Annotated in this window: 18 protein-coding genes; 17 read left to right on the plus strand and 1 reads right to left on the minus strand. The window is 71.4% G+C overall.

Translation table 11 applies throughout. The features are described 5' to 3' along the window. The first annotated feature begins 46 nt into the window (after positions 1-46). The 14 genes from rimM to QSK45_RS24270 all read left to right on the plus strand — a co-directional run bounded on the left by rimM (position 47) and on the right by QSK45_RS24270 (position 11,491). Entirely contained in the window at positions 47-607 is a 561-nt protein-coding gene (gene rimM, locus QSK45_RS24205; RefSeq protein ID WP_285560263.1) for a ribosome maturation factor RimM, read from the plus strand. Beyond that, positions 607-1,440 carry a tRNA (guanosine(37)-N1)-methyltransferase TrmD gene (gene trmD, locus QSK45_RS24210; RefSeq protein ID WP_285560265.1) on the plus strand — a complete coding sequence of 278 codons (834 nt, stop codon included), beginning with the start codon at positions 607-609 and terminating at the stop codon, positions 1,438-1,440. The genes rimM and trmD overlap by 1 nt, the downstream gene beginning before the upstream one ends. A gap of 135 nt (positions 1,441-1,575) precedes the next feature. Continuing rightward, on the plus strand, positions 1,576-1,926 hold the full coding sequence (rplS, locus tag QSK45_RS24215; protein WP_285560267.1) for a 50S ribosomal protein L19: 351 nt from the start codon (positions 1,576-1,578) through the stop codon (positions 1,924-1,926). 45 nt (positions 1,927-1,971) lie between these two features. Beyond that, on the plus strand, positions 1,972-2,670 hold the full coding sequence (lepB, locus tag QSK45_RS24220) for a signal peptidase I (RefSeq protein WP_285560269.1): 699 nt from the start codon (positions 1,972-1,974) through the stop codon (positions 2,668-2,670). After that, entirely contained in the window at positions 2,663-3,751 is a 1,089-nt protein-coding gene (gene lepB, locus QSK45_RS24225) for a signal peptidase I (protein ID WP_285560271.1), read from the plus strand. The genes lepB (QSK45_RS24220) and lepB (QSK45_RS24225) overlap by 8 nt, the downstream gene beginning before the upstream one ends. Next, entirely contained in the window at positions 3,639-4,643 is a 1,005-nt protein-coding gene (gene lepB, locus QSK45_RS24230) for a signal peptidase I (protein ID WP_285560272.1), read from the plus strand. The genes lepB (QSK45_RS24225) and lepB (QSK45_RS24230) overlap by 113 nt, the downstream gene beginning before the upstream one ends. Before the next feature lie 110 nt (positions 4,644-4,753). Beyond that, entirely contained in the window at positions 4,754-5,542 is a 789-nt protein-coding gene (gene lepB / locus QSK45_RS24235; protein WP_285560273.1) for a signal peptidase I, read from the plus strand. Next, positions 5,532-6,050 carry an NUDIX hydrolase gene (locus QSK45_RS24240; RefSeq protein ID WP_285560274.1) on the plus strand — a complete coding sequence of 173 codons (519 nt, stop codon included), beginning with the start codon at positions 5,532-5,534 and terminating at the stop codon, positions 6,048-6,050. Before lepB (QSK45_RS24235) ends, QSK45_RS24240 begins: the two co-directional genes overlap by 11 nt. Positions 6,051-6,106: 56 nt before the next feature. Beyond that, the gene (locus QSK45_RS24245; protein ID WP_003965949.1) at positions 6,107-6,415 is read left to right on the plus strand and encodes a DUF2469 domain-containing protein; all 309 of its coding nucleotides are present in this window, start codon (positions 6,107-6,109) and stop codon (positions 6,413-6,415) included. A gap of 126 nt (positions 6,416-6,541) precedes the next feature. After that, positions 6,542-6,904, plus strand: a complete 363-nt coding sequence (locus QSK45_RS24250; protein ID WP_285560276.1) for a YraN family protein — start codon at positions 6,542-6,544, stop codon at positions 6,902-6,904. Next, entirely contained in the window at positions 6,905-8,530 is a 1,626-nt protein-coding gene (locus QSK45_RS24255) for a YifB family Mg chelatase-like AAA ATPase (RefSeq protein WP_285560278.1), read from the plus strand. It begins immediately after the preceding gene. Continuing rightward, positions 8,527-9,702, plus strand: a complete 1,176-nt coding sequence (dprA, locus tag QSK45_RS24260) for a DNA-processing protein DprA (protein ID WP_490993609.1) — start codon at positions 8,527-8,529, stop codon at positions 9,700-9,702. Before QSK45_RS24255 ends, dprA begins: the two co-directional genes overlap by 4 nt. A gap of 326 nt (positions 9,703-10,028) precedes the next feature. Further along, positions 10,029-10,871, plus strand: a complete 843-nt coding sequence (whiG, locus tag QSK45_RS24265) for an RNA polymerase sigma factor WhiG (protein WP_285560280.1) — start codon at positions 10,029-10,031, stop codon at positions 10,869-10,871. 65 nt (positions 10,872-10,936) lie between these two features. Continuing rightward, positions 10,937-11,491: a TetR/AcrR family transcriptional regulator gene (locus tag QSK45_RS24270; RefSeq protein WP_285560497.1), complete on the plus strand. Its 555-nt coding sequence runs from the start codon at positions 10,937-10,939 to the stop codon at positions 11,489-11,491. A gap of 36 nt (positions 11,492-11,527) precedes the next feature. Here QSK45_RS24270 and QSK45_RS24275 read toward each other — a convergent pair whose 3' ends face one another. Continuing rightward, positions 11,528-12,115 carry a murein hydrolase activator EnvC family protein gene (locus QSK45_RS24275; RefSeq protein WP_285560282.1) on the minus strand — a complete coding sequence of 196 codons (588 nt, stop codon included), beginning with the start codon at positions 12,113-12,115 and terminating at the stop codon, positions 11,528-11,530. A 274-nt stretch (positions 12,116-12,389) separates the two neighbouring features. On the opposite strand from QSK45_RS24275, the gene rpsB reads away from it, so the two are divergent. The 3 genes from rpsB to pyrH all read left to right on the plus strand — a co-directional run bounded on the left by rpsB (position 12,390) and on the right by pyrH (position 15,215). After that, positions 12,390-13,259: a 30S ribosomal protein S2 gene (gene rpsB / locus QSK45_RS24280; RefSeq protein ID WP_285560285.1), complete on the plus strand. Its 870-nt coding sequence runs from the start codon at positions 12,390-12,392 to the stop codon at positions 13,257-13,259. Between the two features lie 159 nt (positions 13,260-13,418). Then, entirely contained in the window at positions 13,419-14,255 is an 837-nt protein-coding gene (gene tsf, locus QSK45_RS24285; RefSeq protein WP_285560287.1) for a translation elongation factor Ts, read from the plus strand. 204 nt (positions 14,256-14,459) lie between these two features. Continuing rightward, positions 14,460-15,215: a UMP kinase gene (pyrH, locus tag QSK45_RS24290; protein ID WP_285560289.1), complete on the plus strand. Its 756-nt coding sequence runs from the start codon at positions 14,460-14,462 to the stop codon at positions 15,213-15,215. Positions 15,216-15,233 lie beyond the last annotated feature (18 nt).

A 15,233-nucleotide genomic window follows, 5' to 3' on the forward strand; every position in this document is an offset into this window, starting at 1 on the left:
TCGTATGAGCAGGACACGCGCAGGAGATGACAGGAGAATTGGACAGGTGCAGCTGGTAGTCGCACGGGTCGGCCGTGCCCATGGCATCAAGGGCGAGGTCACCGTCGAGGTACGTACCGACGAGCCGGAGCTGAGGCTCGCCCCCGGCGCCGTACTCGCCACGGACCCCGCCTCCACGGGTCCGCTGACCATCGAGACGGGCCGCGTCCACAGTGGTCGTCTGCTCCTGCGCTTCGCGGGCGTCACCGATCGGAACGCCGCCGAGGCCCTGCGCAACACCCTGCTGATCGCCGAGGTGGACCCGGAGGAACTGCCGGAGGACGAGGACGAGTACTACGACCATCAGCTCATCGACCTGGACGTGGTCACCGAGGACGGCACGGAGGTCGGCCGGATCACCGAGATCTCGCACCTGCCCTCGCAGGACCTGTTCATCGTGGAGCGTCCGGACGGCACCGAGGTCATGATCCCCTTCGTCGAGGAGATCGTCGCCGAGATCGACCTCGAGGAGCAGAAGGCCGTCATCACGCCCCCGCCCGGCCTGATCGACGACCGCGCCGAGATCGCCTCCACCCGGGACGCCGGCACCGCGGGGGACGAGTCGTGATGCGCCTGGACGTCGTCACGATCTTCCCGGAGTACCTGGACCCTCTGAACGTCTCCCTCGTCGGCAAGGCCCGCCATCGCGGACAGCTCGCCGTCCACGTCCACGACCTGCGTGCATGGACGTACGACCGGCACAACACGGTCGACGACACGCCGTACGGCGGCGGCCCCGGCATGGTCATGAAGACGGAGCCCTGGGGCGACGCCCTGGACACGGTCCTCGCCGACGGCTACGAGAGCGGCGCCCACGCCCCCGCGCTGGTCGTCCCCACCCCCAGCGGCCGCCCGTTCACCCAGGAACTCGCCGTGGAACTCTCCGAGCGGCCCTGGCTGATCTTCACGCCCGCCCGCTACGAGGGCATCGACCGGCGCGTCTTCGACGAGTACGCGACCCGGATACCCGTCTACGAGGTCTCCATCGGTGATTACGTCCTCGCCGGCGGCGAAGCGGCCGTCCTCGTCATGACCGAGGCCGTCGCCCGGCTGCTGCCCGGCGTCCTCGGCAACGCCGAGTCCCACCGCGACGACTCCTTCGCGCCCGGCGCCATGGCGAACCTCCTGGAAGGCCCCGTCTACACCAAGCCGCCCGCCTGGCGCGGCCGGGACATCCCCGAGGTGCTGCTCAGCGGCCACCACGGCAGGATCGCCCGCTGGCGACGCGACGAGGCGCTGCGCCGTACGACCCTCAACCGGCCCGACCTGATCGAGCGCTGCGACCCGAAGTCCTTCGACAAGAAGGACCGCGAGATGCTGTCCATCCTGGGCTGGGAGCCGGACCCGGACGGTCACTCGTACGGCCGATTTTGGCGCCGGGCCGGGAGCATGGAAGAATAGGCCGCTGTTGTGCGCTCGTCCGGTGTGCGCCCCTGCCACAGGGGGACACGACGCCCGTCCCGACCCGCACGGCAGCTTCCCGTACCTCATCTCTCCCGTTGATGACCTGTGGCATCAGCGAAGAAAGCAGACGAAATGTCTCACCTGCTCGACACCGTCGACGCCGCGTCGCTGCGCAGCGACCTCCCGGCCTTCCGCCCGGGTGACACCGTCAACGTCCACGTCCGCGTCATCGAGGGCAACCGCTCCCGTGTGCAGCAGTTCAAGGGCGTTGTGATCCGTCGCCAGGGCTCCGGTGTCCGCGAGACCTTCACGGTCCGCAAGGTCTCGTTCTCCGTCGGCGTCGAGCGCACCTTCCCGGTGCACACCCCGATCGTCGAGAAGATCGAGCTGGTCACCCGTGGTGACGTGCGCCGCGCCAAGCTGTACTACCTCCGTGAGCTGCGCGGCAAGGCCGCGAAGATCAAGGAGAAGCGCGAGAGCTGAGCGCTTCCCCGGCGTCACAGCGGGGCCGGATAACATCTCGCCCCGATGGACACCGAAGCACAGCACACGGAACGCGACCGCGCCTCCCGCCCGGATTCCCCGGGCCCGGAGGAGCGGTCGCGTTTCGCGTTGCCCGCCCGGATCGCCGAGTGGCTGCCGGGCGGCCGCGTCACCCTCACCCTCTTCGCCTGCCTGGTGTTCCTGCTCCTGCTGAGCACCTTCGTGGTGCAGCCGTTCCAGATCCCGAGCGGTTCCATGGAGCAGGGCCTGCGGATCGGCGACCGCGTCCTCGTGAACAAGCTGGCCTACCGCTTCGGCGGCCGGCCCGCCCGCGGGGACGTGGTTGTGTTCGACGGAACGGGGTATTTCGGGGACGGCGACTACATCAAGCGTGTCGTCGGGGTGGGCGGGGACCACGTGGTCTGCTGCGACAGGCGGGGGAGGATCGAGGTGAACGGCCGCGCGGTCGACGAGTCGGCGTTCCTCTACCCCGGGGACACCGCCTCCAGCGTGCCCTTCGACATCGTGGTGCCCCCGGGCACGCTCTTCCTGCTCGGCGACCACCGCAGCGACTCCAGCGACTCCCGCGACCACCTCGGCTCCCCGGGCGGCGGCATGATCCCGCTCGGCGAGGTCATCGGACGGGCCGACTGGATCGTATGGCCGTACGCCCACTGGACCCGTCTGACCCGGCCGCCCGCCTACGCGCGCGTGCCCGCCGCGACGGGTGGCGCCCATGGGTAACCGCGGCAAGCCGCGCGCGGGCTCCGGCCCCGCCGGCCCCCCGTCGTCCACCGCGACCCGGCGCAGCTCGGCGCCCGGCGGCGGCCGCACCCGCGCGGAGCGGCGCAAGCTCCAGCGCAAGGTCAAGCGGAAGCGCAGGCACTCAGCAGTCCGGGAGATCCCTCTCCTGGTGGGAGTCGCGGTGCTGATCGCGCTGGTCCTGAAGACCTTCCTCGTCCAGGCGTTCGTGATCCCGTCCGGCTCCATGGAGCAGACGATCCGCATCGGCGACCGCGTCCTGGTCGACAAGCTCACCCCCTGGTTCGGCGCCGAGCCGCAGCGCGGGGACGTCGTCGTCTTCCACGACCCGGGCGGCTGGCTGGCCGGCGAGCAGGCGGCCCAGAAGCCCGACCCGGTCGTCGTGAAACAGCTCAAGGAGGGCCTCAGCTTCATCGGCCTGCTGCCGTCCGACAATGAGAAAGACCTGATCAAACGGGTCATCGGGGTCGGTGGCGACCATGTCAGGTGCTGCGACGCGCAGGGCCGTGTCACCGTCAACGGGGTGCCGCTGTCCGAGAAGGACTACCTCTATCCGGGCAACGACCCGTCCGACATGCGCTTCGACGTCACCGTGCCCGAGGGCAGGCTGTGGGTGATGGGCGACCACCGGGGCGACTCCGCCGACTCCCGCTACCACCGGGACTCCCCGTACGGGGGAACGGTCTCGGTGAAGTCGGTGGTCGGGCGGGCCATGTGGATCGGCTGGCCGATCGGCCACTGGACGCGCCTGGAGGAACCTAAAACCTTCGCAAGCGTTGCCCACGCCGACACGCGGACGGCTTCGGCCCCGCCCCTGTCGCATAGGGTTGACCATGAGAATCCGAACGGAATGACCGAACTCCCGACCCCTGCGGAACTCCCGCTCGTTATGGGAGTGGTGGGCCTGCGCCGTCTGTGGCGCGGGCGGCGGCACGGAGTAAGGAGTTGGCGTGGGGGATGTGGCGGTTGGCGCACGGTCGGGACACGGCGGCGAGGAGCACCCCGGGAACCCCGCGGGGGCGGACGGCTCAGGTTCGGACGGCGCCATGACCACCGGGAATGACGCGACGGGCGACGGCACCCCACGGGACGGACAGGGGCCCCGGACCGGGGACGCGGGCGACGCCACGCCGCCGCCCAGGAAGCCGCGCTCCTTCTGGAAGGAGCTGCCGATCCTGGTCGTCATCGCGCTGGTCCTGGCGCTGCTGATCAAGACCTTCCTGGTCCAGGCGTTCTCGATCCCCTCCGCCTCGATGGAGAACACCCTCCAGATCGGCGACCGCGTCCTGGTCGACAAGCTCACCCCGTGGTTCGGCTCCGAGCCCGAGCGCGGCGAGGTCGTCGTCTTCCACGACCCGGACGACTGGCTGGCGGGCGAACCCGCGCCGAACCCGAACGCGGTGCAGAGGGTCCTCAGCTGGATCGGCCTGATGCCGTCCGCCAATGAGAAGGACCTGATCAAGCGGGTGATCGGCGTCGGCGGCGACACGGTCGAGTGCAAGGGCACGGGCCCCCTGCTGGTCAACGGCAAGGCGCTGAACGAGTCGTCGTACGTCTACCCGGGCAACACGCCGTGCAGCCAGGACGACCAGGGCGGCCAGTTCAAGGTGAAGGTCCCCAAGGGCTTCATCTGGGTGATGGGCGACCACCGGCAGAACTCCCGGGACTCGCGCTACAACCAGACCGACAAGAACCACGGCTTCGTGCCCGTCGACAAGGTCGTCGGCCGTGCCATCGTCAAGGCCTGGCCCATCAGCCACTGGGGCACCCTGCCCGTCCCGGACACCTTCGAACAGCCCGGTCTGAGCGACCAGCGGTCCTCCGCCGCCTCCCTGACGGTCGCCCCCGAGGGCGTCGCCGTCGCGGCCGTCGCACCGGCCCTGGTGTGGCGTCGCCGTCGCGAGGACCGGCTGCGCTCGGACGCCCGCCCGAAGGCGACCACCGGGCAGCGCTGAGCCCCCGCCGCGGCTTTCCCGGCTCGTGCGTGAGGCTCGGGGAAAGCTGTGCCCCGGGTCGTGAAGGAGGGGCTGACCCCGTCCGGTACCGGCAGGTAGGGTGCGGGTCCATGGGTGGTGAGAGTACGACGCGTACGGCCCCGCGCAGCGGCGGCACCGGCTCCGGCACGGCGGCGGGCAGCGGCCGGCTCGGGCAGCGGCTGTCCGGAGTGGCGGTGGCCCTGGGCCTGGTGCTGTTCCTCGGCGGCTTCGCCTGGGCGGCCGTGAGCTACCGGCCGTACACCGTGCCCACCGGTTCCATGACCCCCACCATCGACGCGGGCGACCGCGTACTCGCGCAGCGCGTGGGCGGCGACGAGGTGCGCCGCGGCGACGTGGTCGTCTTCCGCGACAGCAGCTGGGTCACCGGCTCCGACGTGGTCAAGCGTGTGGTCGCGGTCGGCGGCGACACCGTCTCCTGCTGCACGGACGGCAAGCTGACCGTCAACGGCAAGCAGATCGAGGAGCCGTACCTGCCCAAGGGCAGCCTCGCCGAGAACCAGGACTTCCCGACCGTGACCGTACCCCGGGGCCGGCTCTTCCTGCTCGGTGACGAACGCCAGGGCTCCCTGGACTCCACCGCCCACCTCACGGACGCCGCCAAGGGCACCGTCGCCCGCACCGCCGTGATCGCCCGCGTGGACTCGGTGGTCTTCCCCTGGAAGGGCGCGCTGAAGCGCCCCACCGGGTTCGAGGCGCTGGGCACCCTCTCGCGGCCGGGACCGCTGTCCACCATCGAGCTGCTGATCGTCGTCGGTGCCGTCCTGGTCCTCGGCGGCGGTGCCTACGGCCCGATCGCCCGGCGCGCGGGCCGCTCCCGGGCCCGTGCCGCCCGCGCGGAGGCGGCCGGTGTCCGCTGAGACCGAGCCCGCGCAGTCGTACCAGGGCGGCCTGCGCAAGGTGGCCCGTGTGGTGCTGCTCGACCCCCGGGACCGCATCCTCCTGCTGCACGGCCATGAGCCCGACGACCCCGCCGACGACTGGTGGTTCACTCCCGGCGGCGGAGTGGAGGGCGCCGAGACCCGCGCCGAGGCCGCGCTGCGCGAACTCGCCGAGGAGACCGGCATCACCGAGGTCGACCTCGGCCCGGTGCTGTGGCGGCGCCGCTGCTCCTTCCCGTTCGCGGGCCGCCGCTGGGAGCAGGACGAGTGGTACTACCTGGCCCGTACGACCCAGACCGCGACCGCGGCCACGGGCCTGACGGAGCTGGAGCGGCGCAGTGTCGCCGGAGCGCGCTGGTGGACGTGCCGGGAACTGACCCGGGCACATGAGACGGTGTATCCGACCAGACTCGCCGAGCTGCTGCGCACGCTGCTCGACGAGGGTCCCCCGGCCGGCCCCCTGACCCTCGATACGGAAATCGTCTGAGGGCGAGCGGAACTGGCGCACAATGGGGGGATCGCACGGCTGAAGGGGAACATGCCATGAGCGCCGAGGACCTCGAGAAGTACGAGACCGAGATGGAGCTGAAGCTCTACCGGGAGTACCGAGATGTCGTCGGTCTGTTCAAATACGTGATCGAGACGGAACGGCGCTTCTACCTCACCAACGACTACGAGATGCAGGTGCACTCGGTTCAGGGCGAGGTGTTCTTCGAGGTGTCGATGGCCGACGCCTGGGTCTGGGACATGTACCGGCCGGCCCGGTTCGTCAAGCAGGTCCGGGTGCTCACGTTCAAGGACGTGAACATCGAGGAGCTGAACAAGAGCGATCTGGAGCTGCCGGGCGGCTGATGACCTGCGTGTTTCCGCTGCTTCACGCCTCCGGGTGACGAGGTTTTCCACAACCGCCCGGTAGCCCACCAAGATCCACTTGATGGGCCGTGACGCGTGAGCGTTGGCGCCGGAGGTGGTGCCGACATGAACGCACGAGAAGCGATCGGCAGGTACGGAGAGGACCTGGCCGCCCGGCGGCTGGCCGAGGGCGGCATGACGATCCTGGCGCGCAACTGGCGCGCCGGGCGCGGCGGCGAGATCGACATCGTGGCCAGGGACGGCGAGGTCCTGGTCGTCTGCGAGGTCAAGACCCGCGCGGGCGGGCACTACGAACACCCCATGGCCGCGGTGACCCCCGAGAAGGCCGCGCGGCTGCGCGACCTCGCCGAACACTGGATCCACGCCCACGGCGGCGCCCCACCGGGCGGCGTCCGCATCGACCTGATCGGCGTCCTCGTCCCCCGCCGCGGCGCACCCCAGGTCGAGCATGCCCGGGGGGTGGCCTGAATGGCCTTCGCCCGAACCTGTTCCGTCGCCCTCGTCGGCGTCGAGGGCGTGGTCGTGGAGGTCCAAGCCGACCTCGAACCGGGTGTCGCCGCCTTCACCCTGGTCGGCCTCCCGGACAAGAGCCTGACGGAGAGCCGGGACAGGGTGCGCGCGGCGGTGGTGAACTCGGGTGCCGAGTGGCCGCAGAAGAAGCTCACGGTGGGGCTCAGTCCCGCCTCGGTGCCGAAGGCCGGCTCGGGCTTCGACCTGGCCGTGGCCTGCGCGGTGCTCGGGGCCGCCGAGCGGATCGACCCCCGGGTCCTCGCCGACATCGTCATGATCGGCGAGCTGGGCCTGGACGGCCGGGTGCGCCCGGTGCGCGGCATCCTGCCCGCCGTGCTGGCCGCCGCCGACGCGGGCTACGAACAGGTGGTCGTGCCCGAGTGCGCCGCCGCGGAGGCCGCGCTGGTCCCCGGCGTATCGGTCCTCGGCGTCCGCAGCCTGCGCCAGCTCATCGCGCTCCTCGCCGAGGAGCCCGTGCCCGACGAGGCGCCCGACGAGCAAGGGCGCCCCGACCCGCTCCTCGCCGGGCTGCGGGTACCGGGCACCGGCGCCGCCACCGGTATGCACAGCCTCGGTGCCGCCCAGCACGAGAGCGATCACGACCTGGCCGACGTCGTCGGCCAGACCTCGGCCCGTACGGCGGTGGAGGTGGCCGCCGCCGGCGGACACCACCTGTTCCTCGAGGGGCCGCCCGGCGCGGGCAAGACGATGCTGGCCGAACGGCTGCCTTCCGTCCTGCCGAGGCTCACCAGGGAGGAGTCCCTGGAGGTCACGGCCGTGCATTCGGTGGCCGGCCTGCTGCCACCGGGCAAACCGCTCGTCGACATCGCCCCCTACTGCGCCCCGCACCACTCGGCGACGATGCAGTCCCTGGTCGGCGGCGGCCCCGGCGTCCCGCGCCCGGGGGCGGTGTCCCTCGCCCATCGAGGCGTGCTGTTCCTGGACGAGGCGCCCGAGTTCCACAGCCAGACCCTGGACGCCCTGCGGCAGCCCCTGGAGTCCGGGCACGTCGTGATCGCTCGCAGCGCGGGAGTGGTCCGCTTCCCGGCGCGCTTCCTGATGGTGCTGGCGGCCAACCCCTGCCCCTGCGGCCGCTTCTCGCAGCGTGACGCCCTGTGCGAGTGCCCGCCGTCGGCGATCCGCCGCTACCAGGCCCGGCTCTCCGGCCCGCTCCTGGACCGGGTGGACCTGCGCGTCGAGGTCGATCCGGTCACCCGGGCCCAGCTCGTCGCGCCCGGCGCCCGAGGCGAGTCCACGGCGACCGTCGCCGACCGGGTGCGGCAGGCCCGGGAGCGTACGGCCGCCCGCCTCGCCGGAACACCCTGGCGCACCAACAGCGAGGTGCCGGGACGGGAACTGCGCAGCAGGTTCCAGGCCGTCACCGGCGCGATGGACGAGGCCGAGCGGAGCCTGGAGCGGGGCGCCCTCACCGCCCGCGGCCTCGACCGGGTGCTGCGCGTCGCCTGGACGGTCGCCGACCTCGTCGGCCACGCCCGCCCGGACGCGACCGACGTCGCCCTCGCCCTGCATCTGCGCACCGGGGTCCCGCGAGGGGTCCCGATGGCCATCGGCGCGCTGACGTGAGCGGGGCGGGCGAGGGCCTGGCCCGTGAATGGGACGAGGACCTTCTCGGGCGGGTGTTCCTGGGGCGGGTGGTCGAGCCGGGGGACGAGGTCGCTGGGCGGTGGGTGAGGGAGTTCGGTGTCGCGGAGGTGGTGCGGCGGATCAGAGGCGGGGGTGAGGCGTTGCCGGGGGTCGGCGGGGCCCGGTGGGCCGGGCTGGTGGCGCGGGCCGAGCGGGCGGAGCCGGCGCGGGACCTCGCCGTGGCGCGGGCGGCGGGGGCACGGTTCGTGGTGCCGGGGGCTCCCGAGTGGCCCGGACAACTGGACGATCTCGGGGACGCGCGGCCCCTCGGGCTGTGGGTCCGCGGGCGGCCCGGTCTGCGGATGTGGGCGCTGAGATCCGTCGCCGTGGTCGGCGCCCGCGCCTGCACCGAGTACGGCAGTCACGTCGCCGCCACCCTCGCCGCCGGCCTCACCGAACGCGGCTGGGTCGTCGTCTCCGGCGGCGCCTACGGCATCGACGCCGCCGCCCACCGCGGCGCCCTCGCCGCCGGCGGAGCCACCGCGGCCGTCCTGGCCTGCGGCGTCGACCGGTCCTACCCCCGCGGCCACGCCGCCCTGATCGAGCGGATCGCGGACCAGGGCCTGGTGATCGGCGAGCTCCCTCCGGGCGACCACCCGACCCCGAGCCGCTTCATCCTCCGCAACCGCGTCATCGCCGCCCTGACCAGAGGCACCGTCGTCGTGGAGGCCGCCTGCCGCAGCGGCTCGCTCGCCACCGCGCGGGCCGCGCGGCGCCTCGGCAGACACACCATGGGCGTACCGGGCCCGGTCACCAGCGCACTCTCCGCCGGTGTGCACGAACTGCTGCGCGGCGAGGCCGCCCTCGTCACCGACGCCGCCGAGGTGGCCGAACTCGTCGGCGCCATGGGCGACCTGGCCCCGCCCCGCACCGGCCCGATCCTGCCCCGGGACCTGCTGGCCCCGGCCGCCCGCACCGTCCTCGCCGCCCTGCCCGGGGACCGCGCGGCCCCCGTCGGGGAGATCGCGCTGGACGCCCGCACCACGCCGGACGAGGCGATCGCGAGGCTGTACGAACTCCGAGCACTTGGATACGTCGAACGACACGGCGATGGCTGGAAGTTGACACGCCAGGCGGTGATCTCGGCCCGGACGGGTCACCCTCCGTGTTGACCGAGCGTGTACGGCCGTCCGGGGGAACGCCCGACGCCCTTGGGGTTTCCCGGAGTTGGTGCCCGTCGGCCATCACGCAGAGCGAGCTGCGGAAGGCGGTGGCGAGGCGGCTCCCGGGACCCCGCGCGGGGGTGGTGCCCCGCCGTTCGCACACCGCGACTCCCCAGTCACGCTACGCTCACGAAGACGTCTCCACAGACCACGCCAACTCGACATCAGACCGACACCTCACCCAGGCGGCCCCCTCCGACCCACAACGTCCTCGCACCGCACCCACAGTCACGGCACTTGACGGCACTTCACGGCAGAACGGCACAAGGCGACGAATGCCCCAGCACACCTCCGGGTCCGACCGGGCGGCGATCCCCCCAGCCGCCCGCGACGGTGGCAGCGTGCGGCCGCCCGCTCCCTCGACGCTCGACGAGCTGTGGCGGTCGTACAAGGCGACGGGGGACGAACGGCTGCGGGAGCAGCTGATCCTGCACTACTCGCCGCTCGTGAAGTACGTGGCCGGCCGGGTGAGCGTGGGCCTGCCGCCCAACGTCGAACAGGCCGACTTCGTCTCCTCCGGGGTGTTCGGGCTGATCGACGCGATCGAGAAGTTCGACATCGACCGGGAGATCAAGTTCGAGACGTACGCGATCACCCGGATCCGCGGCGCCATGATCGACGAGCTGCGGGCGCTGGACTGGATCCCCCGGTCGGTGCGGCAGAAGGCGCGCAATGTCGAGCGTGCCTACGCCACCCTGGAGGCCCGGCTGCGGCGCACCCCGAGCGAGAGCGAGGTGGCCCGCGAGCTGGGCATGGAGGTGGACGAACTGCACGCCGTCTTCAGCCAGTTGTCGCTCGCCAACGTGGTCGCCCTGGAGGAGCTGCTGCACGTCGGCGGCGAGGGCGGGGACCGGCTCAGCCTCATGGACACGCTGGAGGACACCGCCGCGGACAACCCCGTGGAGGTCGCCGAGGACCGGGAGCTGCGGCGGTTCCTCGCGCGTGCCATCAACACGCTGCCCGAGCGTGAGAAGACCGTCGTCACGCTCTACTACTACGAGGGCCTCACCCTCGCCGAGATCGGCAATGTCCTCGGTGTCACCGAGAGCCGGGTCAGCCAGATCCACACCAAGTCGGTGCTCCAGCTGCGGGCCAAGCTGGCGAGCTTCGGGCGCTGAGACGGCACCGGTCCGGGCGGGCGCGTCCTAAAGTGGTCGACGTGCCAAGGATTCGAGCGGCCTCCGTGGCCGAGCACCGGTCGATGCAGCGAGCCGCCCTGCTGGACGCGGCTCGTTCCCTGTTGTCCGAGGGCGGGACGGAGGCGCTGACCTTTCCCGCGCTGGCCGAGCGGACGGGGCTCGCGCGGTCCTCCGTGTACGAGTACTTCCGGTCCCGGGCGGCCGTGGTCGAGGAGCTGTGCGAGGTCGACTTCCCGCTGTGGGCGGCGGAGGTGGCCGCGGCGATGTCGCGCGCGGACTCGCCCGAGGGGAAGGTCGAGGCGTACGTCCGCCGGCAGCTGGCCCTCGTGGGGGACCGGCGACACCGGGCGGTCGTGGCGATCTCCGCGAGCGAGCTGGACGCCGGAGCGCGGGAGAAGATCAGGGCGGCGCACGGGGAGCTGGTCGCGATGATCGTCGAGGCGCTGGGGGAAATGGGGCAGGAGGAGCCGCGGCTGGCGGCGATGCTGCTGCAGGGGGTCGTGGACGCGGCGGTACGGCGCATCGAACTCGGCGCGGAGGATCCCGCGGCGGTGACGGACGCGGCCGTACGGATGGCGCTGCGGGGCGTGCGCGGCTGAGTACCGGAGGCGCGCCGGGCCACGACGGGCCCGCGGCTAGTCGGTGAGCACCGGCAGGAGTCTCGACGGACCCCTGCCCAGCAGCCACGGTGGCAGCAGGGACAAGGGATTCAGGTAGGTCTCGCCCCGCAGCAGGCCCCAGTGGACGCACGACGCGGTACCGCAATGCGCCTCCGCCCGTTCCACCACCCCGATCACCTCGCCCGCACCCACCGCGTCCCCCTTCCGCACCGACGGGCTCACCGGCTCGTACGTGGTGCGCAGATCCGTCCCCGCCAGCTCCACCGTCACCACCCCCCGGCCGGCCACCCGCCCCGCGAACGACACCCGGCCCGCCGACACCGTCCGCACGGGCGTCCCCGCCGCCGCTCCCAGGTCCACTCCCCGGTGCCCCGGCCCGTACGGCGTCGCCGGAGGCTGCCAGCCGCGCAGGACCGGGGGCCGTGAGCCCACCGGCCAGAAACGGCCGATCGCCGGCACCCCGGCGGCATCGGGAGCCGGAGCCGGGCCCGGAGCCGAAGCCGTCGGCGGGGCACCCGCCCACGCCGGACACCCGAGGGCGAGCAGCGTCCACGCCACCGCCGGGGCCGCCCGAAGCGCCCCGCACCACAGAAGTCGTCGCATGCCCCCACCGTCCCGCACCCCGGCGACCCGCCCCCTTCCCCTGTGCGCTACTCCCCGGTTGTGGACAGTGGCGTCACCCGGTGGCCCGGCGGTCCCGTACACTTCTTCTGGCGATCCGGGTCACCGGGTCGACTTCGCACGCCCCGGTACGGCATCCGGAAACGGTTCGTACCAAGCGCCTCTCGGTCCTTTGCGGCACGGCGCACCGCGGGCGTCAGGCGCGACCGCCGTCCGGCGGACGCGGTACAACCGAGAAACTCGAGGAGATACGGCCATGGCCGTCGTCACGATGCGGGAGCTGCTGGAGAGCGGCGTCCACTTCGGTCACCAGACCCGTCGCTGGAACCCGAAGATGAAGCGCTTCATCTTCACCGAGCGCAACGGCATCTACATCATCGACCTGCTCCAGTCGCTGTCGTACATCGACCGCGCCTACGAGTTCGTCAAGGAGACCGTCGCCCACGGCGGCACGGTCATGTTCGTCGGCACGAAGAAGCAGGCGCAGGAGGCCATCGCCGAGCAGGCCACCCGCGTCGGCATGCCCTACGTCAACCAGCGCTGGCTGGGCGGCATGCTCACCAACTTCTCGACCGTCTACAAGCGTCTGCAGCGCCTCAAGGAGCTTGAGCAGATCGACTTCGAGGACGTCGCGTCCTCCGGTCTGACCAAGAAGGAGCTGCTGGTCCTCTCCCGCGAGAAGGCCAAGCTGGAGAAGACCCTCGGCGGTATCCGCGAGATGCAGAAGGTGCCCAGCGCCGTCTGGATCGTGGACACCAAGAAGGAGCACATCGCCGTTGGTGAGGCCCGGAAGCTGAACATCCCGGTCGTCGCGATCCTCGACACCAACTGCGACCCCGACGAGGTCGACTACAAGATCCCGGGCAACGACGACGCGATCCGCTCCGTCACCCTGCTCACCCGCGTGATCGCCGACGCCGTCGCCGAGGGCCTCATCGCCCGTTCCGGCGTGGCCGCCGGCGACAAGGGCGAGAAGGCCGCGGGCGAGCCGCTCGCCGAGTGGGAGCGCGACCTGCTCGAGGGTGAGAAGAAGGACGAGGCCCCGGCTGCCGAGGCCCCCGCCGCCGAGGCTCCGGCCGCCGAGGCTCCGGCCGAGGAGAAGGCCGCCGAGGGCGAGCAGGCCTGACCCGCCGCGTCAGCGTTTGACAGTGGGGGCGGCGACATGGACTCCGCCCCCGCTGTTCACCCCTAGGTCGGTACGACGTATGCGCTCCGCGTCTACATGTGGATCGCACACCGTGCGGATCTGAAGATCTCCCAGACTTCGAGAAAGACTCACTGACTCATGGCGAACTACACCGCCGCCGACGTCAAGAAGCTCCGTGAGCTCACGGGCGCCGGCATGATGGACTGCAAGAAGGCGCTGGACGAGGCCGAGGGCAACGTCGACAAGGCCGTCGAGGCGCTGCGCATCAAGGGCCAGAAGGGCGTCGCCAAGCGCGAGGGCCGCTCCGCCGAGAACGGCGCCGTGGTCTCCATCATCGCCGACGACAACTCCTCCGGTGTCCTGGTCGAGCTGAAGTGCGAGACGGACTTCGTCGCCAAGGGTGACAAGTTCCAGGCCGTGGCCAAGGCCATCGCCGAGCACGTCGCCAAGTCCTCCCCGGCCGACCTGGAGGCCCTGCTCGCCTCCGAGATCGAGGCCGGCAAGACCGTCCAGGCGTTCGTGGACGAGGCCAACGCCAACCTCGGCGAGAAGATCGTCCTGGACCGCTTCGCGCAGTTCTCCGACGGCTACGTCACGGCCTACATGCACCGCACCATGCCCGACCTGCCCCCGCAGATCGGTGTCCTGGTCGAGCTGGACAAGCCGAACGCCGAGATCGCCAAGGGTGTCGCCCAGCACATCGCCGCGTTCGCGCCGAAGTACCTCTCCAAGGACGAGGTGCCGGCCGACGTCGTCGAGTCCGAGCGTCGCATCGCCGAGGAGACCACCCGCGCCGAGGGCAAGCCCGAGGCCGCGATCGCGAAGATCGTCGAGGGTCGCCTCAACGGCTTCTTCAAGGACGCCACGCTGCTCGGCCAGCCGTACGCGCTGGACAACAAGAAGTCGGTCCAGAAGGTGCTGGACGAGGCCGGTGTCGCCCTGAAGCGCTTCACGCGCATCAAGGTCGGCATCTGAGTCCGTACCGCGATCGACGCGCGACCCGCGGAGAAATCCCGATAGGGTCGACAGCAGTCGTCCGCGACCACCGCCACACCCGGGTGTGGGGCGGACGGCAGCAGATCTGACGAGGAGGCCATTGCCGCGTATGGGAGCGAAAAGCGACCCCACCGGCAATGGCCTTCTTCGTATGTGCAACACGTGAAAGAGGCGGGATCTCCCATGACCGACACCCAGAAGAGCGACGACGGCAAAGTACGCGGCCGGTTTCTGCTGAAGCTGTCCGGAGAGGCGTTCTCCGGAGGTGGCGGCCTGGGCGTCGACCCGGACGTGGTGCACAAGATCGCCCGTGAGATCGCGGCCGTGGTGCGGGACGGGGCGCAGATCGCGGTCGTCATCGGCGGCGGCAACTTCTTCCGCGGCGCCGAACTCCAGCAGCGCGGCATGGACCGCGCCCGCTCCGACTACATGGGCATGCTGGGCACCGTGATGAACTGCCTCGCCCTCCAGGACTTCCTGGAGAAGGAAGGCATCCAGTCCCGGGTCCAGACCGCCATCACCATGGGTCAGGTCGCCGAGCCGTACATCCCGCTGCGCGCCGTGCGCCACCTGGAGAAGGGCCGTGTGGTCATCTTCGGCGCCGGTATGGGCATGCCCTACTTCTCCACCGACACCACCGCCGCCCAGCGTGCGCTGGAGATCGACGCCGAGGCGCTGCTCATGGGCAAGAACGGCGTGGACGGGGTCTACGACTCCGACCCCAAGGCCAACCCGGACGCCGTCAAGTTCGACGCCCTCGGCTACGGCGAGGTCATCACCCGGGACCTGAAGGTCGCCGACGCCACCGCCATCACGCTGTGCCGCGACAACAAGCTCCCGATCCTGGTCTTCGAGCTTCTCGCGGAGGGCAATATCGCCCGCGCCGTCAAGGGTGAGAAGATCGGCACGCTGGTGGGTGACCAGGGCAGCCGGGACTGACCGGCACGCCCCCCGTCG

The sequence above is a fragment of the Streptomyces hygroscopicus subsp. hygroscopicus genome, assembly GCF_030269125.1.
Lineage (GTDB): Bacteria > Actinomycetota > Actinomycetes > Streptomycetales > Streptomycetaceae > Streptomyces > Streptomyces hygroscopicus_C.